The following is a 25,460-nucleotide window of genomic DNA, read 5'->3' as shown; positions in this document are numbered from 1 at the left end:
TCGACCGAGCCCCGTCACCGACGCGCGGCGGCTGTCCGAGCACGCCGGGGGCGCCCGGATCCTGCTCAAGCGCGAGGACCTCAACCACACCGGCTCGCACAAGATCAACAACGTGCTCGGCCAGACCCTGCTCGCCCAGCGGATGGGCAAGACCCGGGTGATCGCCGAGACCGGCGCGGGCCAGCACGGCGTCGCCACGGCCACCGCCGCCGCCCTGCTCGGGCTGGACTGCGTCGTCTACATGGGTGAGGTCGACACCGAGCGCCAGGCGCTGAACGTCGCGCGGATGCGGCTGCTGGGGGCCGAGGTCATCCCGGTCACCACCGGCTCCCGCACCCTCAAGGACGCCCTCAACGAGGCCTACCGCGACTGGGTGGCCAGCGTCGGGCACACCCACTACGTGCTCGGCACGGCGGCGGGTCCCCATCCGTTCCCGATGATGGTGCGCGACTTCCACCGCGTCATCGGCCTCGAGGCCCGCGCGCAGGTCCTCGAGCAGTACGGGAGCCTGCCCGACGCGATCGTGGCCTGCGTCGGCGGCGGCTCCAACGCGATCGGCATCTTCCACCCGTTCCTGGACGACACCTCGGTGCGGCTGATCGGCTGCGAGGCGGCGGGCGACGGCGTGGACACCGGACGGCACGCGGCCTCGATCGGCGGCGGCAGCCCCGGCGCGCTGCACGGCGCCCTGACCTACCTGTTGCAGGACGAGGACGGCCAGACGATCGAGTCGCACTCGATCTCGGCGGGCCTCGACTACCCGGGCGTCGGGCCGGAGCACTCGTTCCTGCACGACATCGGGCGCGCCGAGTACATCCCCGTCACCGACACCGAGGCGATGGAGGCGTTCCGCCTGCTCTGCCGCACCGAGGGGATCATCCCCGCGATCGAGTCGGCGCACGCCGTGGCCGGTGCCGTCCGGCTGGGCCGCGAGCTCGGGGGAGAGGCGACGATCCTGGTCAACCTCTCCGGGCGCGGCGACAAGGACGTCGACACCGCGGCCCGCTGGTTCGACGTCGTCGACCCGGCGGCGCTGCCGACCGAGCCGCCGACGCCCGCGCACGAGCAGCCCGAGGCGACCGGGGAGCGCGAGCTGTGACCGCGGAGGCGCAGCCCGCGAAGACCGGGCTGACCGTGCTCGACGAGGTGTTCCTGGCCGCCCGCGCGGAGTCCCGCGCGGCGCTGATCGCCTACCTGCCCGCCGGCTACCCGACGGTGGCAGGGTCCACGGGGCTGCTCACCCAGGCCCTCGACGCGGGCGCCGACCTGGTCGAGGTCGGCCTGCCGTACTCCGACCCGGTGCTCGACGGCCCGGTGATCCAGCACGCGGTCGACACCGCCCTGCGCGGCGGCGTGCGGGTGCGCGACACCCTCACCGTCGTCGAGAAGCTGGCCTCCCGCGGCGGCCGCGCCGTCGTCATGACCTACTGGAACCCGGTGCTCCGCTACGGCCCGGACGCGTTCGCCCGGGACCTCGCGTCGGCGGGCGGCCTCGGCGTCATCACCCCCGACCTCGTCCCGGACGAGGAGAACGGCTGGCTCGCCGCGACCGCCGCGCACGGCATCGCGCCGATCTTCCTCGTGGCGCCGTCCTCGACCGAGCAGCGGATCGCCGACACCGCCGCCGCGAGCCGGGGCTTCCTCTACGCCGCCTCCACGATGGGCGTCACCGGGGCGCGGGACGCCGTCTCGGACACCGCGACGTCGCTGGTGGAGCGCACCAGGCGGCACACCGACCTCCCCATCGGGGTCGGGCTCGGGGTGCGGTCGGGGTCCCAGGCGAGCGAGGTGGCCTCCTTCGCCGACGGCGTGATCGTCGGGTCGGCGCTGGTGTCGGCGGCCGAGCACGGCCGGGCGGCCGTCGCGCGCCTGACCAGCGAGCTCGCGGCCGGCGTCCGGGGCAACCACACCGGCCGCTGATCGGGTCGGGATCGGGCTCCGCCCCTCGTCGCGCCCGAGATCAGGAGCACTCCACGCAGGCCGGCGGGCCTCCCGAGCTGCGCCCAGTGCCCCTCGCCGGCGAAGGCGCAGTCCGGAGCGCGGTCGCCCAAGATCAGGAGCACTCCACGCAGGCCGACGGGCCGCCCGAGCTGCGCCCAGTGCCCCTCGCCGGCGAAGACGCAGCCCGGAGCGCGCCCGCCCAAGATCAGGAGCACTCCACGCAGGCCGGCGGGCCGCCCGAGCTGCGCCCAGTGCCCCTCGTCCGGCGGGGCAGGCCCACCCCCCGCGACGAGTGAGTGGCGCCGCCCGCTCGTCAGATGACAGGAATGGTCCATTGCTGTCACGGAGACCGGGCCACGCCCTCACCGACGGCCACCACCCCGACCGATAGCGTGGGCGCCGTGCTCGCAGCGATGCTCCCGGCGACGATCCCCAGCCCACCCCAGGGCGTGTGGCACATCGGCCCGATCCCGCTGCGGGCGTACGCACTCTGCATCATCGCGGGCATCGTCCTCGCGGTCTGGCTGACCGACCGGCGGTTCGTGGCCCGGGGCGGGGCTCCGGGCTTCGTCGTCGACGTCGCCGTCTGGGCGGTGCCCTTCGGCCTCGTCGGCGGACGGCTCTACCACCTCGCGACCGACTGGCGGACCTACTTCGGGCCGGGCGGGGACCCGGTCGCCGCCCTGTACGTCTGGAACGGCGGGCTCGGGATCTGGGGCGCGATCGCGCTCGGCGGGGTCGGGGCCTGGATCGCCTGCCGGCGCCGGGGGGTCCCGCTGACCGCCTTCGCCGACGCGGCGGCGCCCGGGATCGTGCTCGCCCAGGCCGTCGGGCGGCTCGGGAACTGGTTCAACCAGGAGCTCTACGGCGCCCCCACCGGCCTGCCGTGGGGCCTGGAGATCTACCGGCGGGTCGACGTCCTCACCGGAGCGCCGGACAACCTCGGCGGCGTCGCGCTGGACCGTACGCCCGTCGAGATCGTCCAGCCGACGTTCCTCTACGAGCTCGTGTGGAACATCATCGTCGCGATCCTCGTGGTGGTGCTCGACCGGCGGATGCAGCTGGCGCGCGGTCGTGCGTTCGCGCTCTACGTCGCCGGCTACACCGCCGGGCGCTTCGTCATCGAACTGCTGCGCACCGATCCCGCGACCCGGGTGTTCGGGGACGTGCGGATCAACGTGATCGTCGCGGGCGTGGTCTTCGTCGCGGCGCTGGTGTACTTCCTGGTGGTCCGCGGACCCCGGGAGGACCTGTCGGGGTCCATGCCCGGGCCGGAACCCGGTTCGCCGTCCGGGACGTCGGGTACGCCCCGCGACGTGGACACCGACGAGGAGCGCGACGATGCCGCCCGGGCCGGCGAGACGCGCGAGCAGAGCGCCGCGCCCGGACGCGACCCCCACCACGGCGCCGCCGAGCCCTCCGGGGTCGACGCCGAACCCGCCGACACCTGGACCGACGAGGACACGCCCGCCGAGCCGCCCTCGGCCACGCGCGGCTCCTCCTAGCAGCTCGCCCGGCACGCGCGCCTCGTCACGGTCCGCGCACAGGCCGTCCGTGCCGGCGCGGGCTAGACTCGACCGGCAGCGCGGGACGTCGACGTCCCGCCGCCGACCCCGCCGGGTCGTGCCGGGTCACCGTCCGACCCACCATCCGGCGCATCCCAGGGCCATCGTCGTCCCCGGTCATCCACGTGACAGGTCCCGTCCGTCCACCCGACGGACGGTCCGTCCCGTCTCCATCACCGGCTCGCGACGACATGACGGGGTCGAGCTCCGCCCCGGCTCCCACGAGGAGGCGCCCACCGTGTTGTTCTCCACCACCCCGGGCCCCCAGGGCCTCTACGACCCGGCCTACGAGCACGACGCCTGCGGTGTCGGCGCGGTCGCCGACACGGCGGGCCGTCGCAGTCACGGGATCGTCGCCGACGCCCTGCAGGTGCTGCACAACCTCGACCACCGCGGGGCGGCGGGCAGCGAGCCGACCAGCGGTGACGGCGCGGGCATCCTGCTGCAGGTCCCCGACGCGCTGCTGCGCGCAACCGTCGACGCCACCCTGCCCGGACCCCGGCCGAGCGAGGACGGGGGCCAGCCCCAGCACGCCTACGCCTGCGGCATGGTCTTCCTGCCCGCCGACGACGACGGGTCCGACAAGGCCGTCTCGCTGCTGGAGCGGATCGCCGCCGAGGAGGGCCTCGAGGTCCTCTGCTGGCGCGACCTGCCGGTCGACCCGGAGGGCGCCGACGTCGGGTCCGTCGCGCGCTCGGCGATGCCCCGCTTCGCCCAGGTCCTCGTCGCGCACCCCGAGCGGACGCTCGCCGGGATCGAGCTCGACCGCATCGCCTACATCGTGCGCAAGCGCGCGGAGCGGGAGTCGGTCGAGCAGGGCTGTGGGCTCTACATCGCCTCGCTCTCGAGCCGCACCGTGACCTACAAGGGCATGCTGACCACCGACCAGCTGCCGCTGTTCTTCCCCGACCTGCGCGACGAGCGGCTCACCAGCGCCATCGCGATCGTGCACAGCCGGTTCTCGACCAACACCTTCCCGAGCTGGCCGCTGGCGCACCCGTACCGCACCATGGCGCACAACGGCGAGATCAACACCGTGCGCGGCAACCGGAACCGGATGCGGGCCCGTGAGGCGCTGCTGGGCACCGATCTCTTCCCCGGGGACCTGCAGCGCGCGATGCCGGTGTGCCCCGAGGAGGTCTCCGACTCGGCCAGCTTCGACGAGGTCCTCGAGCTGCTCTCGCTCGGCGGCCGGGCGCTGCCGCACGCGGTGATGATGATGATGCCGGAGGCGTGGGAGAACCACGCCGAGATGCCCGCCGACCAGCGGGCCTTCTACCAGTTCCACTCCAGCCTCATGGAGCCCTGGGACGGTCCGGCGGCGGTCGTGTTCACCGACGGGACCCTCATGGGCGCCACCCTCGACCGCAACGGGCTGCGCCCGGCGCGCTGGTGGCACCTCGCCGACGGCCGGGTGGTGCTCGCGAGCGAGTCCGGCGTCCTGGACGTCGACCCGGCCGACGTCGTCGCCAAGGGGCGCCTGCGCCCCGGGCGGATGTTCCTGGTGGACACGCGGGCCGGGGCGAGCGGAGCGACGGGGGAAGGTGCCGGGGCGAGCGCCGGGATCGTCGACGACGTCGCCTACAAGTCCGAGCTCGCCGCCGCCGAACCGTACGGGGAGTGGCTCGAGGCCGGGCTGGTGCGTCTCGACCAGCTGCCCGCCCGCGAGCACGTGGTCCACACCCACGAGTCGGTGATGCGCCGCCAGCAGACCTTCGGCTACACCGAGGAGGAGCTGCGCGTCCTGCTCGGGCCGATGGCCCGCACCGGCGCCGAGCCGCTGGGCAGCATGGGGACCGACACCCCCACCGCGGCGCTCTCCCGACGTCCCCGCCTGCTCTACGACTACTTCGTCCAGCTGTTCGCGCAGGTCACCAACCCGCCGCTGGACGCGATCCGCGAGGAGCTCGTCACCTGCCTGGCGCGCCCGATCGGGGCCGAGCAGAACCTCTTCCATCCCGGCCCGGCGTCGTGCCGGCAGGTCGTGCTGCCGTACCCGGTGATCGACAACGACGAGCTCGCGAAGCTCATCCACATCAACGACGACGGCGACATGCCCGGTTTCGCCGCGACGGTGATCTCCGGGCTCTACGAGGTCGACGGCGGCGACGACGCCCTCGCGTCGTCCCTGGACCGGATCCGCCGCGAGGCCAGCGACGCGATCGCCGACGGCAAACGGATCCTCGTGCTCTCCGACCGCGACTCCGACCACCGCCACGCCCCGATCCCAGCGCTGCTGCTGGTCTCCGCGGTGCACCACCACCTCGTCGCCACCCGCGAGCGCACCCAGGTCGCGCTGGTCGCCGAGTCCGGCGATGCCCGCGAGGTCCACCACATGGCGCTGCTGCTCTCCTTCGGGGCCGCGGCGATCAACCCGTACCTGGCGTTCGAGTCGATCGAGGACATGATCACCTCGGGGCAGCTCTCCGCCGCAGGCGTCGACCACGGGGGCCTCGAGGTCGACCAGGCGGTCCGGAACTACGTGAAGGCGTGCGTCAAGGGCGTGCTCAAGGTGATGTCCAAGATGGGCATCTCCACCGTGTCCGGGTACACCGCCGCGCAGGTCTTCGAGGCCGTCGGGCTCTCCCAGGAGTTCATCGACGAGTACTTCGGGGGGACCTCGTCGAAGCTCGGCGGCGGCGGCCTCGACGTCGTCGCGCGGGAGGCGGCGAGCAGGCACCGGACCGCGTACCCGGACAACCCGACCGAGCGGGCGCACCGCCGCCTCGACGTCGGCGGCGAGTACGCCTACCGGCGCGAGGGCGAGCAGCACCTGTTCACGCCGGAGACCGTGTTCCTGCTGCAGCACTCCACGCGGACGGGGCAGCGCGACGTGTTCCGCCGCTACACCGACGAGTGCGACCGCATCGCCGCCGAGGGTGGGCAGCTGCGCGGCCTCTTCCGGCTGCGCTATGGCGACCGGCCCCCCGTCGACATCGACGAGGTCGAGCCGGCCACCGAGATCGTCAAGCGCTTCGCCACCGGGGCGATGAGCTACGGCTCGATCTCCGCCGAGGCGCACACCGACCTCGCGATCGCCATGAACAACATCGGCGGGCGCTCCAACACCGGCGAGGGCGGCGAGGACCCGGTCCGGCTCCACGACCCGTCGAAGCGCTCCTCGATCAAGCAGGTCGCCTCCGGGCGCTTCGGGGTGACCAGCGAGTACCTGGTCAACGCCGACGACATCCAGATCAAGATGGCGCAGGGCGCGAAGCCGGGGGAGGGCGGCCAGCTCGCGGGCAAGAAGGTGTACCCGTGGATCGCGGAGGTCCGGCACTCGACGCCGGGCGTCGGGCTGATCTCGCCGCCGCCGCACCACGACATCTACTCCATCGAGGACCTCAAGCAGCTCATCCACGACCTCAAGAACGCCAACGACCGGGCCCGGGTCCACGTCAAGCTGGTCAGCTCGGTCGGGGTGGGGACGGTGGCGGCCGGGGTCAGCAAGGCCCACGCCGACGTCGTGCTCATCTCCGGGTGGGACGGCGGGACGGGAGCGGCGCCGCTGACGAGCCTCAAGCACGCCGGGGCACCGTGGGAGGTCGGGCTCGCCGACACCCAGCAGACGCTCATGCTCAACGGCCTGCGCGACCGGATCTCGGTCCAGGTCGACGGCGGCATGAAGACCGGCCGCGACGTGATCGTCGGGATGCTGCTGGGCGCCGAGGAGTACGGCTTCTCGACGGCGCCGCTGGTCGTCAACGGCTGCATCATGATGCGCGTCTGCCACCTCGACACCTGTCCGGTCGGCGTCGCGACCCAGAACCCCGAGCTGCGCAAGCGGTACACGGGCCGCCCGGAGTTCGTCGAGAACTTCTTCTGGTTCGTCGCCGAGGAGGTGCGCGAGTACCTCGCGGCGCTGGGGTTCCGCACCGTGGAGGAGGCCATCGGCCGTTCCGAGGTCATCGACGCGGGCGAGGCGGTGGACAACTGGAAGGCCCAGGGCATCGACCTGGCGCCGCTGTTCACCGTGCCGAAGGTGCCCGAGGGCGCCTCGACCGACCGGCGGCAGACGAAGACCCAGGACCACGGGCTGGACAAGGCCCTCGACCGGACCCTGATCCAGCTCGCCGAGGGCGCCCTCGACGACGCCATGCCGGTGCACATCGAGATGCCGGTCCGCAACGTCAACCGCACCGTCGGCACCCTGCTCGGCGCCGAGGTCACGCGGCGCTACGGGCGGGACGGCCTGGCCGAAGACACCATCGCGGTCGCCCTCACCGGCTCCGCGGGCCAGTCCCTGGGCGCGTTCCTCCCGCCGGGGATCACCCTCGACCTCGTCGGGGACGCCAACGACTACGTCGCCAAGGGGCTCTCCGGGGGGCGGGTGATCGTGCGGCCACCGGACGACGCGCAGTTCACCGGGGGCCGCCGGGATCTGGTCCCCGACGAGGCCCACACCATCGCCGGCAACGTCATCGCCTACGGCGCCACCGGCGGCGAGGTGTTCCTGCGCGGGCACGTGGGGGAGCGGTTCTGCGTCCGGAACTCCGGCGCGCTCGCCGTCGTCGAGGGCGTCGGCGACCACGCCTGCGAGTACATGACCGGCGGGCGGGTCGTCGTGCTCGGCAGCACGGGCCGCAATCTCGGCGCAGGCATGTCCGGCGGGATCGCGTTCGTGCACGACCTGCCCGAGGTGCGGGTCAACCAGGAGATGGTCGACCTGCTGCCGGTCTCCGGGGAGGACGCCGACTGGCTGCGCCACGTGGTCGAGCGTCACCTCGAGCTGACCGGGTCGCCGAAGGCCGCGCGGCTGCTCGACCGCTGGGACGCCGAGGTCGGGCACTTCACCAAGGTGATGCCGACCGACTTCCAGCGCGTCCTCGACGCGACCCAGCGCGCCCAGACGGAGGGCCGCGACCCCAACGAGGTCATCATGGAGGTGGCGGGTGGCTGACCCTCGCGGGTTCCTCACCTATCCCCGGGAGGACAACCCCACGCGTCCGATCGAGGTCCGTCGCACGGACTGGCACGAGGTGTACGCCGACGTCACCGACCCCCGGGTCGAGGCGGGCACGCGCGAGCAGGCGGCCCGGTGCATGGACTGCGGCATCCCGTTCTGCCACTCCGGGTCGGCGGGCTGTCCGCTCGGCAACCTCATCCCGGAGTGGAACGACCTCGTCCGGCTGGGCGAGTGGGGGCGGGCCGCCGAGCGGCTGCACGCCACCAACAACTTCCCGGAGTTCACCGGGGCGCTGTGCCCGGCGCCGTGCCAGGAGGCGTGCGTCCTCTCGATCACCAGTCAGCCCGGCTCGGTGGCGATCAAGCGGGTCGAGTGGTCGATCGCCGAGGTCGCCTGGCGCGACGGCCACGTCGCGCCCCAGCCGACGACGGTGGCCTCCGGCCGGCGGGTCGCGGTCGTCGGCTCCGGCCCGTCCGGGCTGGCGGCCGCCCAGCAGCTGACCCGGGCCGGGCACGACGTCACGGTGTACGAGCGCGACGACCGGCTCGGCGGGCTGATGCGCTACGGCATCCCGGAGTTCAAGTTCGAGAAGTGGGAGCTCGACCGGCGCCTGGAGCAGATGCGCGCGGAGGGCACCCGGTTCGTCGTGAACTGCGAGGTCGGGGGTGACGCGCAGGAAGCGCTGCCGGTCGAGCGGCTCCGGGCCGAGCACGACGCCGTGGTGCTCGCCGTCGGCGCGCTGGCCGGCCGGGACGACCCGTCGCTGGAGGGTCGCGATCTCGAGGGCATCCATCTCGCGATGGACTACCTCACGCCCGCGAACCGGGAGTGCGAGGGCGACGGGCCGTCCCCGATCAACGCGCGCGGCGGGAACGTCGTGGTCATCGGCGGCGGGGACACCGGAGCGGACTGCTACGGCACCGCGACGCGGCAGGGCGCGATCGGGGTGCACCAGCTCGACCAGTACCCGGCCCCGCCCGTCGTCCGGGACCCGACGACCTCACCGTGGCCGACGTGGCCCTACGTCTACCGGAATCCGCCCGCGCTCGAGGAGGGCGGCGAGCGCCTGTTCGCGACGGCGGTGAAGCGCTTCGTCGGCGACGAGCGCGGCCACGTGCGGGCGGTGGAGCTCTCGACGGTCGAGGTGCGCCGCAACGAGGACGGGTCCCGCGAGGTCGTCCCGACCACCGAGGAGGTCCACCAGATGCCCGCCGACCTGGTGCTCTTCTCGATCGGCTTCACCGGACCGGACGACATGGCGCTCATCCCCGGGCTCGGTATCCCGAGGACGAAGAAGGGCACGATCAGGTGCGGCTCGGACTGGCAGACCGACGCGCCGGGGGTGTTCGTGTGCGGCGACGCCCACCGCGGGGCCTCGTTGATCGTCTGGGCGATCGCCGAGGGCCGCTCCGTGGCGGCCGCCGTCGATACGTACCTCTCGCCCGACGGCCGCACCGACCTGCCCGCTCCGGTCCATCCCGGGGCGCTGCCGCTGAGTGCGTAGGTAGGTGGGCTGCGCCCTCGTGAGCACTTTCCGGTGCTATAGCACCGGAAAGTGCTCACGAGCCGTCAGGCACCTACCTGCGCCTTCGTGATCTGCACCGGGATGGTCGGCTTCCCGCCGCCCGCCTGGTTCGAGTTGTCGTCGCCGCCGGCCGCGACCTTGTCGAGCACCGCGAGGCCCTCGGGGGCGATCCGGCCGACGACGGTGTACTGCGGCGGCAGCGCCGAGTCGCCGTAGACGAGGAAGAACTGGCTGCCCGTGGTGCCGGGGTCCGAGGACTTCGCCATGGCGACCAGCCCCCGGGTGTAGTTCGACGCGCCCTGACCCAGGGGGGACGGGGCCAGGTTCGTCGGGGGCTCCTCGGCGTAGCGGTAGCCGGGGCCGCCGGAGCCGGAGCCGGTCGGGTCGCCGCACTGCAGCACCTGCAGGCCCTGGCCGGTGACCAGTCGCGGGCACGGGGTGTCGTCGTAGAAGCCCTGCTGGGCGAGCGAGGTCACCGCGTTCACCGCGCACGGGGCCTGCGCGCGGTCCAGCGTGAGCGGGATCGCGCCCTGCGAGGTCGCCAGGGTGAGCCCGACGGTGCCCGTGCGGGCCGGGTTGCCGTCCGGCGGCTGGACCGGACGGGAGGCCTGGCCGTCGGGGGTGTACTGGCACGCACCGGCGGCCGCGGCGGGCGCCGCGGCCTCCGGGGTCGACGGTCGCGTCGCGAGGTAGACCCCGACGGCGGCGGCGATCACCACGACGACGGCGACGACCGCGCCGATGGTCAGGCGCTGCCGACGGCGGCGGGACCGCTCCGCGCGGCGCTCGATCTGTCGCTCCAGCTTGCGCTTGGCGGCCTTTCGGCGCTGCTCGTTCGTCGGCACGGCGGCATCCTAGGAAGTGAGCTCCGGGTGGGTCCGACCAGGTCAGCGCACACGGGTCACGACGCCCGTCCGCGGCACCGCCGACCGGCGGCCGTCACCGTCTCCGAGGCAGGACGACGGGGACCACTAGGCTGGCGGGGACGGTTCGATCGAGGAGGACGAGGACGTGCTGGTCGCCGGATTCCCGGCCGGGAGCTTCCAGACCAACTGCTTCGTGGTGGCGCCCGACGAGGGCGGACCCTGCGTCGTGGTCGACCCGGGGCAGGAGGCCGAGGAGCCGCTGCGCAAGGTCCTCGCCGAGCGCAGGCTGTCCCCGGTCGCCGTGCTGCTCACCCACGGCCATCTCGACCACATGTGGTCGGTCACCCCGGTCTGCGACGGTGACGACATCCCGGCGTGGATCCACCCCGAGGACCGGTTCATGCTCGCCGACCCGCTCCGGGGCGTCGGGGAGATGGGCGCCCAGCTCGCCGAGATGTACCCGGGCCTGGAGTTCCGCGAGCCGCGCTCGGTGGAGACCCTCGCCGACGGCGCGACCCTGGACCTCGCGGGCCTGAGCCTCACCGTCGACCACACCCCGGGCCATACGCGGGGCTCCGTCGTCTTCCGCAGCGCCACCGAGGACGGGGCGCCGTTCGTGCTCGCCGGGGACACGCTGTTCCAGAACGGCATCGGGCGCACCGACCTCCCGGGCGGCTCGATGGAGGAGATGATGACGAGCCTGCGCACCAAGCTCCTCACGCTCCCCGACGAGACGGCGGTGCTCCCCGGGCACGGGCAGCCGACCACCATCGGCGACGAGCGGCACACCAACCCCTTCCTGCAGGGCACCACGAACGCGCCCGGCAGGAACCTCTAGGAAGAACGAGAAGGCCGAGATCACCGTGACATCCCCCCCGGCTGGAGGCTTCACCGCGCCGAAGGGCATCCCCGAGTACGTCGGACCCGAGTTCGTCGCCGTGCGCGACACCCTGGTCCGTGAGGCCGACCGCGCCGGCTACGCCCACCTCGAGCTGCCGGTGTTCGAGGACACCGCGCTCTACGCGCGCGGGGTCGGGGAGTCCACCGACGTCGTCTCCAAGGAGATGTACTCCTTCTCCGACCGCGGCGGCCGGTCGGTCACGCTGCGCCCCGAGGGCACGGCGGGCGTCGTCCGCTCCGTCATCGAGCACGGCCTGGACCGGGGGACCCTGCCGGTCAAGCTCCGCTACGCCGGGCCGTTCTTCCGCTACGAGCGTCCGCAGGCCGGTCGCTACCGCCAGCTCCAGCAGGTCGGTGTCGAGGCGATCGGCGTGGACGACCCCGCACTCGACGCCGAAGTCCTCGCCGTCGCCGACGCCGGTTTCCGGGCGCTGGGCATCACCGGGCACCGCCTGGAGATCACCAGCCTGGGCGACGCGACGACGCGACCGGCCTACCGCGCCGAGCTGACGCGGTTCCTCGAGAAGCTCGACCTCGACGAGCCGACCCGCGAGCGCGCGCGGATCAACCCGCTGCGGGTCCTCGACGACAAGCGGCCCGAGGTCCGCGAGCAGCTCGGGGACGCGCCGCTGATGACGGACCACCTCTCCGACTCCGCGGCCGCGCACCACCGCAAGGTCCTGGGCTACCTCGACGACCTCGGGGTCGCCTACACCGAGAACCCGTGGATGGTCCGCGGCCTGGACTACTACACCAAGACCACCTTCGAGTTCGTCCACGACGGGCTCGGGTCGCAGTCGGGGATCGGCGGCGGCGGGCGCTACGACGGGCTCATGGCCGAGCTCGGCGGGCAGCCGCTGTCCGGGGTCGGCTTCGGGATCGGGGTCGACCGGACGCTGCTCGCCTGCCGGGCCGAGGGGCTCGAGGTCGCCCCCGGGCGGCGGGTCGAGGTGTTCGGCGTGCCCCTCGGGGAGGCGGCGCGGGACCGGCTCGTCGGCATCATCGGGGCGCTGCGCCGCGGCGGGATCCGGTCCGATCTGGCCTACGGCGGACGCGGGCTCAAGGGCGCGATGAAGGCCGCCGACCGTTCCGGGGCGCGCTACGCACTCGTGCTGGGCGACCGGGACCTCGACGCGGGCATGATCCAGCTGAAGGACCTCTCGGACGGCACCCAGACCGAGGTGCCGCTCGACGGCGCGGTCGCGGCGGTGGACCGGGCGCTGAGCGCCTGACGGCCGCGTGACCGGCCACGCTGCTTGATCAGGGGGTGCGTAGCTGGGGGATCGGCGCGGTGAGGTCGTCCGCCGGGGACGACGCGGTGTGGACGACGGCGTTCGCGCCCGCCCGCCGATCGGTGACGGGCGCCGCACCCCGCCGGCCCGACGTGGTCACCCGCATCGGGACCTGCGAGGACCCGCCGGAGCGCTCCACCGCCTCGCGCGCCGACCGTTCCGTCGCCGCCTGCAGCGTGCGCGCCATGACCCGGCGCGCGAGCAGGACGCACAGGTGGCAGAGCGCGACGTACGCCATGAACTTGACGACGTCCTCGGCGTGCCCGAGGAACGTCGCGAGCGCCGGGATGCGGTCCTCGAAGAAGTCCTCGGCCTCGTCGCCGACGAGCGAGCCGCCGAGCAGCGCCAGCCCGCACAGGAACGTCAGGCCGAGCCGCTCTCGGCGCAGCGGGCCGAACGCCCAGACCACGAGCACGACCCCGATCACGGCGTACACCGCGAGCGCGGCGGTCTCCGGGATGCCCGCGCCCGGCAGCACGGCGTCGTGGACCATCATCATGTCGTCGAAGCCCAGCCAGATGCACAGGATCGCCACGGCCAGTCCAGCGGTCCGGGCCGGCGAGGTCGCGCCGGCGTCGCCGGTGGTCCGGGACCACGCGCGCGACACCACGAGGGAACCGAGCGCGATCCCGGCGCACACCATCAGCGCGCTCGAGAACATGATCGTGAACAGGCCGGAGTACTCGGAGTCCTCGGGGAAGCGGTCCTGCAGCACGATCGTCAGGTCGTGCCCGGTCCCGCCGTAGACGGCGAGCGCGAGGCAGAGCAGCACCCCGGCCGGCAGGACGCTGCGCAGGAGCATGCGTCCGGCCTCGGCGAGATCGCTGCGATCGGCCGGCACGGGTCCGGCCGGGTGCGCATGCTCGGGCATGGGAGAGGGGGTCGTCACGGTCGAGCCTCCAGTCGCCGTCCGGGAGCGGCACCCGTGGGCCACTGAACGAATCCCGTCACCCCTGCAACGAGGAGGTGAACGGGAGGGTAATGAGAACCCCACGGATGGGCGATGTCGGGTCGTGTCCGGACGGATTTCCGGTTCCCCCGCATAGACGGGCGGCAGATGGATGAACCCGATCGGCCCGCCGGTCGGCACGGCGGTGACCGCCACCGGCCTCCTAGGATCACGCCCGACTCCGCACGACCCCTCGGCACCGCCGTCGGGGACGACGACCCCGACCCGGAGAACCGCATGAGTGGATCCCGGCCCGCGACCCGCGTCGTGCTCGCCGCCGCGGCCGTCGTCGTCGGCGTCCTGACCGGGTGCGCGAGCACGGTGCCACCGGCCGCCACCGGGTCGGTCGCCCCGCTCACCCGGGCCACGACGACGACCGCCACCACCACGCCTGCCGCCCGGCCGCGGGCCGCGCCACCGCTGCGCGTCCTGCTCACCGACGACGACGGGTACCGCGCGGGAGGCATCCGGGCGGTGCGGGCGGCTCTGGCCCGGGCCGGCTACGACGTCACGGTGGTGGCCCCGGACGGCAACCGCAGCGGCGCGGGGGCGCAGACCTCCGACGAGCAGGACCCGCAGGACACCGACGACCCCGGCGTCCGCACCGTGAAGGGCACCCCGGCGGACGCCGTGATCGCGGGGCTCGCCGCCATGCGCGCCGCGGGACGGCCGCCCGACCTCGTGGTCTCGGGCACCAATCTGGGCCGCAACACCGGGTCGGGGATCACCGAGTCCGGCACCGTCGGGGCGGCGGTGACCGCGGCGCACGACGGACTGCCCGCGATCGCGGTGTCCACCGACAAGGCCGAGGACGAGGCCGACTGCGCGACGACCGCCGCCTTCGTCGCGCGGCTCGTCGGGGCGCTCGCCGCCCCCCGGCCGCCGTTCGCTCCCGGTCTGGTGCTCAACGTCAACCACCCGGTGAAGAAGGCGTCCGGGCTCACCTGGCTGCCTCCGGAACAGATCAGCCTCGACGGCGACCAGATGGAGCTCGAGGGCGGCGACGACGGTGACGACGACGGCGGGCTGGGCCGTGGGCGGGCGACCATCGCCGAACTGGACGCGGACGGGCAGGACGGGACACCCGCGTCGGTGCGGGACCGGCTCGCCGGACTCTCACCCTGACGGCAAGACAGATCTCGGCCACCGCGGGAGAACGGGTGGAGACTCGGCCCGGGAGCCGACCGGGAGAGGGACGCCGATGGAACCGAGCCAGGTACTCAACGATCCCCTGCGCACCAAGGGGACCGCGTTCACCGAGGCCGAGCGCCGCGAGCACGGGCTCCTCGGTCTGCTCCCGTACGCGGTGACCAGCCTGGACGTCCAGGTCCGGCGCTCCTGGAGCGAGGTCCACCGGCAGGCCGACGACCTCGCGCGCTACGTCTACCTGCGCGCGCTGCAGGACCGCAACGAGAACCTCTTCTACTCGGTGCTCGCCGCGGACGTCCCCGCCGCGCTGCCGCTGGTCTACACCCCGACGGTGGCCGAGGGCTGCCGACGCTTCTCCGAGCTGTGGCGACGCCCGCGGGGTCTCTACCTGTCCTGGCCGGACCGCGCGGACCTCCGCGAGATGCTGCGCAACCGCCCGCACGAGGACGTCGACGTCATCGTCGTGACCGACGGCCAGCGCATCCTCGGCATCGGCGACCAGGGCGTCGGCGGGATGGGGATCCCCGTCGGGAAGCTCTCGCTCTACACGCTGATCGGGGGCATCGACCCGGCCCGGACGCTGCCGATCCTCCTCGACGTCGGCACGGACAACGCCGAGCTGCTCGACGACCCGTTCTACCTCGGCTGGCGTCACCGCCGCGTCCCCGACGAGGCCTACGTCGCCTTCGTCGAGGACTTCGTCGCCGCGGTCGAGGCCGAGATGCCCGACGTGCTGCTGCAGTGGGAGGACTTCGCGACGCCGCACGCCGCGCCGATCCTCGCGCGCTACCGCGACCGGCTGCTCACCTTCAACGACGACATCCAGGGCACCGCCGCCGTCGCCCTCGGCGCGCTGCAGGGCGCCGCCGCCGTCGCGGGAACGCGGCTGCTCGACCAGCAGGTCGTCATGCTCGGCGCCGGTTCCGCGGGCATCGGCGTCATGGAGATGATCCGCCAGGAGATGGTCGACCAGGGCGCCACGCCGGACGCGGCCCGAGCGCACTGCTGGGTGGTCGACGTCCGCGGGCTGCTCACCACCGACCGCGACGACCTCTCCGACGATCAACGGGCCTTCGCCCACGACCCGGCCGACGTCGCGGGGTGGGGAGTGTCCGAGCTGCCGGGACTCGCGGACGTCGTCGAGCACGTCGACGTCGGGGTGCTCCTCGGTCTCTCGACGGCGCAGGGTGCGTTCACCGAGCAGATCGTGCGGACGATGGCTGCGAAGGTCGACCGGCCGATCGTCTTCCCGCTGTCGAACCCCACCGCGAACGCGGAGGCCCGCCCGGCCGACGTCGACGCGTGGACCGACGGGCGCGCGCTGATCGCGACCGGGTCGCCGTTCCCGCCGCTGGCGCGCGACGGCGATCCGGACATCCCGGTCGCCGACGTTCCGGTAGCTCAGTGCAACAACGTCTACATCTTCCCCGCGGTGGGCCTCGCGGTGACCGCGGCGAGAGCCACCCGGGTGACCGACGCGATGATGCGCGCCGCCGCCCGCGCGCTCGGCGACGCCTCGCCTGCCCTGGCCGACTCCCACGCTCCGCTGCTCCCGGCGTGGGCCGACGTGCGCGGCGTCGCCGACGGCATCGCCCTCGCCGTCGCGCGGCAGGCGGTGGCCGACGGTGTCGCGCCACGGGCCGGCGACGACGACCTGCGGGCCGCGATCCGGCGGACCCGCTGGACGCCCGGCTACTGACTTGACCTCACCGTCACCCGTGCGGGCCGTCGGCGGGTCAGGCTGGCGTCCATGAGCTGGACGGCCACCGTCGGGGGGCACTCGTACCGCTTCACGGGCCTGCGCGACCTGCTCGCCAAGGCCTCCCCGGCGCGGTCCGGTGACGTCCTGGCCGGGTGCGCCGCCTCGTCGGCCGCCGAGCGGGTGGCGGCGCAGACCGCACTCGCGGACCTCCCGCTCACGCACTTCCTCGACGAGCCGGTCGTCGACCCGCGCGACGACGACGTCACCCGCCTGATCCTGGACACCCACGACGCGGCGGCGTTCGCGCCGGTCCGCTCGCTGACCGTGGGCGGCCTCCGGGACCGGCTGCTGGCCTGGGACACCGACTCGGCGACGCTCGCCGCCCTCGCGCCCGGCCTCACCCCGGAGATGGTCGCGGCGGTCGCCAAGCTGTGCCGGGTCGCCGACCTCGTCGGGATCGCCGCCAAGACCCGCGTGGTCACGGGGTTCCGCACCACCCTCGGACTGCCCGGACGGCTCGCGACCCGCCTGCAGCCCAACCACCCCACCGACGACCCGGTCGGGATCACCGCGAGCATCGTCGACGGCCTGCTGCACGGGTCGGGCGACGCCGTCGTCGGGATCAATCCGGCCACCGACCGGCCCGCCACCGTCCGCGCGCTGCTGGACCTGATCGACGATGCCCGACAGCGGATCGACGCCCCCGTCCAGTCGTGCGTGCTCACCCACGTGACGACGACGCTGGAGCTGCTCGCCCGGGGCGCCCCGGTGGACCTGGTGTTCCAGTCCGTGGCCGGGACGCAGGCGGCGAACCGCGGCTTCGGGGTGACGCTGGACCAGCTGGGCGAGGCCCGGGAGGCGGCGCTGGCCCTGCACCGCGGCACCGTCGGGAACCAGGTCATGTACTTCGAGACCGGGCAGGGCTCAGCGCTCTCGGCCGACGCGCACCACGGCGTCGGCGGGCCCGTCGACCAGCAGACCCTCGAGGCCCGGGCGTACGCGGTGTGCCGGGCGTTCGACCCGCTGCTGGTGAACACCGTGGTCGGGTTCATCGGGCCGGAGTACCTCTACGACGGCAAGCAGATCCTGCGCGCCGGCCTCGAGGACCACTTCTGCGGCAAGCTGCTCGGGGTCCCGATGGGGGTCGACGTCTGCTACACGAACCACGCCGAGGCGGACGCGGACGACACCGACACCCTGCTCGTGACGCTGGCCGCCGCGGGCTGCTCGTTCGTCATCTGCGTGCCGGGCGGGGACGACGTGATGCTCGCCTACCAGTCGCTGTCGTTCACCGATGTGCTCGGCGTCCGGCAGGTGCTCGGGCTGCGACCCGCGCCGGAGTTCGAGTCGTGGCTGGCGTCGGTGGGGCTGCTCGACGACGCCGGGCGCGTCCCGCCGCTCGACCCGGGTGCGCTGCCTGCCCTGACCGGCGGGCTGCGTTCGACCGGGAACGCCGGCTCGTGAGCACCCACGACGCCTGGCGGCTGCTGCGGGAGGCGACCCAGGCCCGCGTCGGGCTCGGCCGCGCGGGGGACGCCCTGCCGACCGCGGAGATCCTCCGGCTCTCCGCCGCGCACGCCCTGGCCCGCGACGCCGTGCACGCCCCGCTGCCGGTCGGGGAGGTCACGGCGGCGCTCATCGCGGCGAGCGGCCTGGACGTCGTCACCGTCGCGAGCGCGGCGTCCGACCGGGCCGAGTACCTGCAGCGGCCCGACCTCGGGCGACGCCTCGCCGAGGGCACCGACCTCGCACCGGGTACCTGGGATCTCGCGGTCGTCGTGGCGGACGGGCTCTCCGCCCGCGCCGTCGCGACGCACGCCGCCGGCCTCCTCGCGGTGCTGTTGCCCCAGCTGCGCGGCTGGGCCGTCGCCCCGCTCGTCGTCGCGACGCAGGCCCGGGTCGCGCTGGGCGACGACGTCGGGTCCCGGCTCGGGGCGGCCATGGTGCTGGTGCTCGTCGGGGAGCGCCCGGGGATGTCCGCCCCGGACTCGCTGGGCGCCTACCTGACGTGGGGGCCCCGGTCGGGCCGGGCGGACTCCGAGCGCAACTGCGTGTCGAACGTCCGCCCGCCGCACGGGCTCTCCTACGAGCGTGCCGCCGAGGTCCTCGCCGCCCTGATGACCGAGTCACGCCGGCTGGGCCTGTCGGGGGTCGCGCTCAAGGACACCGGGGCGGCGCTCCCGCCGGGCTGAGCGCCGCCGAGTGGGCGCTGAGGGTCGGCCCGTCAGCCGTGGGGGTCCACTCGGCGGGGGGTTGGGCGGCCCCGTCAGCCCTCGACAGCCCGCTGGCGCCTGGTCTGGGGCAGCCGGTCCACGAGCCGCCCGAGACGCTCCGTCGTGCCCTGCAGCGGGGCGAGGGCGTCGGCGAGCACCTTGATCTGCCCGTCGAGCTCCTCGATGCGCCCGGCCACGGTGCGCAGGTCCGGGGTGACCTTGACCAGCTCGGCCGCCGCCACCGACAGCGAGCTGTCGAGCTCGCGCAGCCGGGGCGGCATGTCCGGGAAGGTGGTGTCCGCGTGGCGGGCGAGTACCTCGACGTGCTCGATCGCGCCGGTCATCTTCTCGACCTCGGGGACGGCGTCGGCGATCCGCTCGATGGTGGGGATCGCCGCGGCGATCTGCTCGACGGTGCCGACGGCCGCCGCGATCGTCTCGACGGTCGGGATGGCCGTCGCGATCTTCTCGATGGTGCCCACCGCCTCGGCGATGGTGGTGACGTCGGTGGTCGCGGCGGCCAGGCGCTCCAGGTCGTCGACCGCGGTGGCCAGCCGGGTCAGCGGCTCGACGGCCTCCGTGAGCCTCTGGAGATCCTCGGCGGCGCCGCCGAGCTGGACCAGAGCGGGGACGGCCTCGCGCAGCGCGCTGATGTCGTCCGCCGCGTCGCCCAGCTGCCCGAGGGCGGGGACGGCCCCGGCGAGCGCGTGGATGTCCTCCGCGGCCCCGCCGAGCTGCTGCAGTGCCGGTGCGGCCCGGGCCAGGGTGTGGAGGTCCTCGGCCGCCCCGCCGAGCTGCTGCAGCGCCGGTACCGCCCCGGCCAGGGCGTGGAGGTCGGGCGCGGCGGTGGCGAGCCGGTCCAACGAGTCCTGCAGGTCGCGGGCGAGCGGCAGCAGCGACTCCAGGACGACGGCCACCCGGGGGAGGGCCCGCAGCGCGTCAGCGACGAGCGGGCTGATGTCGGCCGTGACCGACTGCGCCGCGCTCGCCAGGCCCCGCACGATCTCCGGGCCGCGCAGCGTCAGCTCCACCGCGGTGCGCGCCGACGCGGCCGCCAGCGCGTACACCGTGTCCAGCACGCCGGTCGGCGGTGAGGGACGGGACGACACGGGGGCCGACGACCTCGATGTCGGCGACTCCGGCATGGGGATGCACCTCGTTCGGACCAGCAGCGGGGGTGGAGGACGACCCTAGAGGGTCACCGGGCGCGCCGCCCCGGTGACACCGGCCGTGTGGATCAACGACCCGGCGAGGCGAGTCGGCCGCCGAGCTCGACCAGGGCTTGCGGGGCGTTCTTGGCCAGCTTCATGAACGCCTCGCCCGCGCGGGCACGGGCGAGGGACCCGTGGCCGAACCGTCGCGACAGCCCGCCGTGGTCCCCCGGCAGCTGGTGGTGCTGCGGACCCTTCACGGCCTCGGTGGTCAGGGTGCGGCCGATGACCATCCGCTGGATCTCGCTCGTGCCCTCGAAGATCGTGTACAGCTTCGCGTCGCGGTACCACTTCTCGACCGGTAGGTCGGACACGTATCCCCAGCCGCCGCACACCTGGAGGGCCTGCTCGGCGGCCCGGACGGCGACCTCGGAAGCCTTGAGCTTCGACATCGAGCCCTCCCCGAGGTGGAAGGGCACGCCGTTCGCGGCCATCCACGACGCCCGCCAGCAGAGCAGGCGGGCCCCGTCGATGTCGGCGGCGAGGTCGGCCAGCGGGAACGACACGCCCTGGTTCTCGATGATCGGGCGGCCGAAGGCCTCCCGGCGCGACGCGTAGTCGCACGCGTACTCGAACGAGGCCCGGGCGACCCCGAGCGCCATGGCGGCCACCATCGGACGGGTCTGCTCGAAGGTGCCCAGCGCCGCCGAGCGGCCCTCGCCGTTGCGGGCCTTCTCGAGCTTGTGGTTCAGCTTGTCCTCGCCGCCGAGGAGGTTCTCGGCGGGGATGCGGCAGCCGGTGAACGCGAGCTCCGCGGTGTGCGAGGCACGGTGCCCGAGCTTGTCCAGGCGGCGGACCTGCTCCATGCCCGGCGCGTCCTTCCCGACGACGAACATCGCCTGGCCCTTGGTGCCGAGGTCGGGGTCGACGACGGCGTTGACGACGGTGACGTCGGCGATCCCGCCGTTGCCGATCCAGATCTTGGTGCCGTCGAGCACCCACTCGTCGCCGTCCTTGACCGCCCGGGTCTGCAGGTTGGCGACGTCGCTGCCGCCCTGTGGTTCGGAGACGGCGAGGGCCGCGAGCTTGATGTCGCCCGGCTCACCGAACATCTCGGGCGCCCAGCGCGCGATCTGCTCCGGGGTGCCCGCCTGGTTGAGGGCGGACAGCGCCAGGGCGGGCAGGACGATCGTCAGGCCGATGCCCGCGCAGCCCCAGAAGATCTCCTCGAGGAACAGCGGCAGGGACAGCCCGGTCGGGTCGGCGATGAGGTCGGCGTAGAAGAGCGGTTGGTAGAAGCCCGCGCGCGCCGCCGCGTCGACGATCTCCCAGGGACACTCCTGGAGCTCGTCGTAGCGCGGGGCGGCCGGACGGATCACGTCCTCGGCGAACGCGTGGGCCCGCCGGACGAGCTCGTGGTGGGCGGGCGTGAGTTCGAGGGTGAAGCCGCTCATCGGTCGCTGCCTCCTGCCTGGTGTCTGGTACCGCAAATACCGCGTACCGGCGGTACCGAAACCTGGGACGTCCTCCCTTGCCCACGATGCGAACACGTGTTCGAATGAGGCATGCGATGGGCCGGGCAGCAGGTGACCGACGACGGAGCCCTCCCCGGCATGCCCGCGCTCAAGGGGCTCGTCCGCAGCGTGCGCACGCCGGAGTTCGCCGACGTGACGTTCCACGAGGTCCGGGCCCGCTCGGTGCTCAACCGGGTGCCGGGCGCCTCGCCGATGCCGTTCTCGTGGACGGTCAACCCGTACCGCGGCTGCTCGCACGCCTGTACCTACTGCCTCGTCGGCTCCACGCCGGTGTTGCGGGCCGACGGCGGCACCGTGCCGATGGCCCGGCTGCGCGTGGGCGACGCCGTCGTCGGCAGCGTCGCGGAGGCGGGGATGCGCCGGCTGGTGCGCACCGAGGTCTCCGACCACTGGTCGCGGACGGTCCCCGTGGTGCGGATGCGCCTCGGCGATGGCACCGAGGTGCTCACCGGGCCCGAGCACCGGGTGCTCACCACGGTCGGCTGGCGCCACGTCGTGCGCGAGGGCTGCGCCGGTGACGACGGTGCGTGGCTCGTCCCCGGGGACGTCCTCGTCGGCGCGGAGACGCTGCCCGCCCCCCACCTGGCGGGCGTGCGCGACGTGCTCGCGGACGCCCGCGGGGCCGACCGGACCGTCGTCACCGTCGAGCCCGCGGGCGAGGAGGTGGTCTACGACGTCAGCACCGGCACGGGCGACTACGTCGCGGCCGGCCTCCTCCACCACAACTGTTTCGCCCGCAACACCCACACCTACCTCGACCTCGACGCGGGCGAGGACTTCGACCGCCAGGTCGTCGTGAAGCTCAACGCCCCCGAGGTGCTCGCCCGGGAACTGCGCTCCTCGCGCTGGACCCGCGAGCACGTCGCGATGGGCACCAACACCGACCCCTACCAGCGCGCGGAGGGCCGCTACCGCCTGATGCCGGGGATCATCCGTGCCCTGGGAGAGTCGGGCACCCCGCTCTCGATCCTCACCAAGGGCACGCTGCTCGCCCGCGACCTGCCCCAGCTCGTGGCGGCCGGTCGCGACGTCCCCGTCGGCGTGGGCGTCTCGCTCGCCCTGCTCGACCCCGACCTGCACCGCTCGGTCGAGCCCGGCACACCCACGCCGCGCGCGAGGCTGGACCTGATCCGCCGGATCGCCGACGCCGGCCTGCCGGTGGGGGTGTTCGTCGCGCCGGTGCTGCCGGGCCTGACCGACTCCGACGCCGCCCTCGACGCCCTGCTCGGGGAGATCGCCGCGGCGGGCGCGGCCGGGGCGTCCGTGCTCGCGCTGCACCTGCGGCCGGGGACCCGCGAGTGGTTCCACGCCTGGCTCTCCCGGGAGCACCCGGACCTGCTCGAGCGCTACGCGGAGCTCTACCGGCGCGGCGCCTACGTCGGGAAGGCCTACCGGCAGGACCTCGCCTCGCGCGTCGCGCCGTTGCTGCGCCGGCACGGGCTCGACGGCGGCGGGCACCACATGGGCGGGCGCGCCGGGGGAGGGGCCGCGGAGCCGGGGAACGCAGAGCCCCAGAACCCGGAGCCCCAGAACCCGCAGCCGCAGAACCCGGAGGCGTGGCCGGACGGGGCGATGCCGCGGCTGCCGGAGCGTGTGGTCACCCAGACGCCCCCGGAGCAGCTCTCCCTGCTCTGAGCGGCAGGCTCGCCGCGGCTGTGCCGCCTTGTCGCGGGCTCCCACGGTCGGCCCGCCGCCTTGTCGCAGTGATTCACAACGACAAGGCCGGACCCCGTCCGCAGGAGACCGCGACAAGGTGGGAATCGGCGCCGACCCGGAGGACCATGGCGACGTGGACCTCGACCAGGCGCGTGACTTCCTCCGCAGCCACCACCACGCCGTCCTCGCCACGACCCGGTCCGACGGCGCCCCGCAGCTCTCGCCCGTCGCCGTCGGGATCGACGAGGACGGCGCCGCCGTGATCAGCACCCGGGAGACCGCGGTGAAGACGAAGAACCTCCGCCGGACGCCCCGCGCGTGGCTCGCGGTGCTGAACGACGGGTTCTTCGGCGAGTGGGCGCAGGTCGAGGGGGACGTCGAGATCGTCGACCTGCCGGACGCGCTGGAGCACCTGCGCACGCTGTACCGCCAGGTGGCCGGAGAGCACCCCGACTGGGCGGACTTCGACGAGGCGATGCGCCGCGAGAAGCGGGTGGCGGTCCGGATCCGGCTCGACCGCGCGGGCCCGAGCGTGAGTGGCTGAGAACCGGGTGGTGGGCCCTCGATAACCTGGAGGGTGGAGAACCATCCACCCACCACGACCAGGAGATTCATCCCCGATGATGCGCACGCACCCCGCCGGCACGCTGCGCGCCGAGAACGTCGGCGCCACCGTCACCCTCGCCGGATGGGTGGCCCGCCGCCGGGATCACGGTGGCGTGGTGTTCATCGACCTGCGCGACGCGTCCGGCGTCGTGCAGGTGGTCTTCCGCTCCGGGGAGGTCGCCGAGGTCAGCCACCGGCTCCGTTCGGAGTACTGCGTCCAGGTCACCGGTGACGTCGAGGCCCGCCCGGGCGGCAGCGAGAACGCCGAGCTGGCCACCGGCGCGATCGAGGTGAACGCGACCGACCTGACGGTCCTCTCCGAGTCCGCGCCGCTGCCGTTCCCGCTCGACGAGCACTCCGGCGACAACACCGCGGGCGAGGACGTCCGGCTGCGCTACCGCTACCTGGACCTGCGCCGCGAGGGGCCCGCGCGGGCGATCCGGATGCGCAGCGACGCGAACAAGATCGCGCGCGACGTCCTGCACGACCGCGAGTTCGTCGAGATCGAGACGCCGACGCTGACCCGGTCGACCCCCGAAGGCGCCCGCGACTTCCTCGTCCCCGCCCGCCTGCGCCCGGGCAGCTGGTACGCGCTGCCGCAGTCCCCGCAGCTGTTCAAGCAGCTGCTCATGGTCTCGGGGATGGAGCGGTACTTCCAGATCGCGCGGTGCTACCGCGACGAGGACTTCCGCGCCGACCGCCAGCCGGAGTTCACCCAGCTCGACATCGAGGCGAGCTTCGTCGACCAGGACGACGTCATCGCGCTCGGCGAGGCGATCGTCTCGGCCCTCTGGTCACAGCTGGTCGGCTACGAGATCACCACGCCGATCCCGCGGATGAGCTACGCCGACGCGATGGCGCGCTACGGCTCGGACAAGCCCGACCTGCGCTTCGGCCTCGAGCTCACCGAGCTCACCGAGTACTTCGCCGAGACCCCGTTCCGGGTGTTCCGGGCGCCGTACGTCGGCGCGATCGTCATGCCCGGCGGCGCCGCCCAGGCCCGCCGGACCTTCGACGGCTGGCAGGAGTGGGCCAAGCAGCGCGGGGCGCGCGGCCTGGCGTACGTGCTGGTCGGCGACGACGGGCAGGTCGGCATGGGCGGCCCGGTCGCCAAGAACCTCTCCGACGGCGAGCGCGAGGGCCTGGCCAAGGCCGTCGGGGCGAGCCCCGGCGACTGTGTCTTCTTCGCCGCGGGCCCCCGCTCGGACGCGCGCGCCCTGCTCGGTGCCGCCCGCGGGGAGGTCGCGCGCCGGCTGGAGCTGATCGACGAGGGCTCCTGGTCGTTCGTGTGGATCGTCGACGCGCCGCTGTTCGAGGCGGTCAGCAACGACTCAGCGGCCACGGGCGACATACCGGTCGGGTCCGGCCAGTGGACCGCGGTGCACCACGCCTTCACCTCGCCGACGCCCGAGTGGGTCGATTCCTTCGAGTCCGACCCGGCCCATGCCCTGGCGTACGCGTACGACCTGGTCTGCAACGGCAACGAGATCGGCGGCGGGTCCAT

18 protein-coding genes are annotated in these 25,460 nt (G+C 73.8%); 14 read left to right on the top strand and 4 right to left on the bottom strand.

Translation table 11 applies throughout. The annotated features are described in order from the left end of the window. From trpB to gltD, 5 genes are all read left to right on the top strand, one after another. On the top strand, positions 1-1,099 hold a 1,099-nt coding region (trpB, locus tag VGI02_RS11720; RefSeq protein ID WP_331627531.1), incomplete at its 5' end, for a tryptophan synthase subunit beta. A gap of 29 nt (positions 1,100-1,128) precedes the next feature. Continuing rightward, positions 1,129-1,920 (top strand): tryptophan synthase subunit alpha, encoded by a 792-nt coding sequence (gene trpA / locus VGI02_RS11715; RefSeq protein ID WP_331627534.1) that lies wholly within the window; start codon positions 1,129-1,131, stop codon positions 1,918-1,920. Positions 1,921-2,354: 434 nt separating this feature from the next. After that, positions 2,355-3,446: a prolipoprotein diacylglyceryl transferase gene (gene lgt, locus VGI02_RS11710; RefSeq protein WP_331627533.1), complete on the top strand. Its 1,092-nt coding sequence runs from the start codon at positions 2,355-2,357 to the stop codon at positions 3,444-3,446. A gap of 298 nt (positions 3,447-3,744) precedes the next feature. Then, on the top strand, positions 3,745-8,406 hold the full coding sequence (gene gltB, locus VGI02_RS11705; protein ID WP_331627530.1) for a glutamate synthase large subunit: 4,662 nt from the start codon (positions 3,745-3,747) through the stop codon (positions 8,404-8,406). After that, positions 8,399-9,916 carry a glutamate synthase subunit beta gene (gltD, locus tag VGI02_RS11700; protein ID WP_331627529.1) on the top strand — a complete coding sequence of 506 codons (1,518 nt, stop codon included), beginning with the start codon at positions 8,399-8,401 and terminating at the stop codon, positions 9,914-9,916. The genes gltB and gltD overlap by 8 nt, the downstream gene beginning before the upstream one ends. 65 nt (positions 9,917-9,981) lie before the next feature. On the opposite strand, the gene VGI02_RS11695 is transcribed toward gltD, so the two are convergent. Then, positions 9,982-10,782: a peptidylprolyl isomerase gene (locus VGI02_RS11695; RefSeq protein WP_331627528.1), complete on the bottom strand. Its 801-nt coding sequence runs from the start codon at positions 10,780-10,782 to the stop codon at positions 9,982-9,984. 166 nt (positions 10,783-10,948) lie between these two features. On the opposite strand from VGI02_RS11695, the gene VGI02_RS11690 reads away from it, so the two are divergent. Beyond that, positions 10,949-11,641, top strand: coding sequence for an MBL fold metallo-hydrolase (locus tag VGI02_RS11690; RefSeq protein ID WP_331627527.1), 693 nt, complete (start codon positions 10,949-10,951; stop codon positions 11,639-11,641). A gap of 25 nt (positions 11,642-11,666) precedes the next feature. Next, positions 11,667-12,935: a histidine--tRNA ligase gene (hisS, locus tag VGI02_RS11685; protein ID WP_331627526.1), complete on the top strand. Its 1,269-nt coding sequence runs from the start codon at positions 11,667-11,669 to the stop codon at positions 12,933-12,935. A gap of 28 nt (positions 12,936-12,963) precedes the next feature. On the opposite strand, the gene VGI02_RS11680 is transcribed toward hisS, so the two are convergent. Continuing rightward, the gene (locus VGI02_RS11680; protein ID WP_331627525.1) at positions 12,964-13,866 is read right to left on the bottom strand and encodes a DUF8692 domain-containing protein; all 903 of its coding nucleotides are present in this window, start codon (positions 13,864-13,866) and stop codon (positions 12,964-12,966) included. Between the two features lie 315 nt (positions 13,867-14,181). Between VGI02_RS11680 and surE the strand changes: the two genes are divergently transcribed. The 4 genes from surE (at position 14,182) to eutC (ending at position 18,987) form a co-directional block, all read left to right on the top strand. Beyond that, a complete protein-coding gene (surE, locus tag VGI02_RS11675) occupies positions 14,182-15,069 on the top strand; it encodes a 5'/3'-nucleotidase SurE (RefSeq protein WP_331627524.1) in 888 nt (295 codons plus the stop codon). A gap of 76 nt (positions 15,070-15,145) precedes the next feature. After that, positions 15,146-16,792: an NAD-dependent malic enzyme gene (locus VGI02_RS11670; RefSeq protein WP_331627523.1), complete on the top strand. Its 1,647-nt coding sequence runs from the start codon at positions 15,146-15,148 to the stop codon at positions 16,790-16,792. Between the two features lie 51 nt (positions 16,793-16,843). Continuing rightward, on the top strand, positions 16,844-18,259 hold the full coding sequence (locus VGI02_RS11665; RefSeq protein WP_331627522.1) for an ethanolamine ammonia-lyase subunit EutB: 1,416 nt from the start codon (positions 16,844-16,846) through the stop codon (positions 18,257-18,259). Next, on the top strand, positions 18,256-18,987 hold the full coding sequence (gene eutC, locus VGI02_RS11660; RefSeq protein ID WP_331627521.1) for an ethanolamine ammonia-lyase subunit EutC: 732 nt from the start codon (positions 18,256-18,258) through the stop codon (positions 18,985-18,987). Before VGI02_RS11665 ends, eutC begins: the two co-directional genes overlap by 4 nt. 74 nt (positions 18,988-19,061) lie before the next feature. On the opposite strand, the gene VGI02_RS11655 is transcribed toward eutC, so the two are convergent. Both VGI02_RS11655 and VGI02_RS11650 read right to left on the bottom strand, forming a co-directional pair. Further along, positions 19,062-20,087 (bottom strand): hypothetical protein, encoded by a 1,026-nt coding sequence (locus tag VGI02_RS11655; RefSeq protein ID WP_331627520.1) that lies wholly within the window; start codon positions 20,085-20,087, stop codon positions 19,062-19,064. 158 nt (positions 20,088-20,245) lie between these two features. Continuing rightward, on the bottom strand, positions 20,246-21,613 hold the full coding sequence (locus VGI02_RS11650) for an acyl-CoA dehydrogenase family protein (RefSeq protein WP_331627519.1): 1,368 nt from the start codon (positions 21,611-21,613) through the stop codon (positions 20,246-20,248). Positions 21,614-21,724: 111 nt separating this feature from the next. Between VGI02_RS11650 and VGI02_RS11645 the strand changes: the two genes are divergently transcribed. From VGI02_RS11645 to aspS, 3 genes are all read left to right on the top strand, one after another. Then, a complete protein-coding gene (locus VGI02_RS11645; RefSeq protein WP_331627517.1) occupies positions 21,725-23,329 on the top strand; it encodes an Rv2578c family radical SAM protein in 1,605 nt (534 codons plus the stop codon). A gap of 154 nt (positions 23,330-23,483) precedes the next feature. Beyond that, on the top strand, positions 23,484-23,894 hold the full coding sequence (locus VGI02_RS11640) for a PPOX class F420-dependent oxidoreductase (protein ID WP_331627516.1): 411 nt from the start codon (positions 23,484-23,486) through the stop codon (positions 23,892-23,894). Between the two features lie 76 nt (positions 23,895-23,970). Then, positions 23,971-25,460: aspartate--tRNA ligase (gene aspS, locus VGI02_RS11635; RefSeq protein WP_331627515.1), on the top strand; the 1,490-nt coding region annotated here is incomplete at its 3' end.

The organism is Actinomycetospora sp., assembly GCF_036497245.1.
Taxonomy (GTDB): domain Bacteria; phylum Actinomycetota; class Actinomycetes; order Mycobacteriales; family Pseudonocardiaceae; genus Actinomycetospora.
This window is presented reverse-complemented; position numbering and strand designations above follow the sequence as displayed.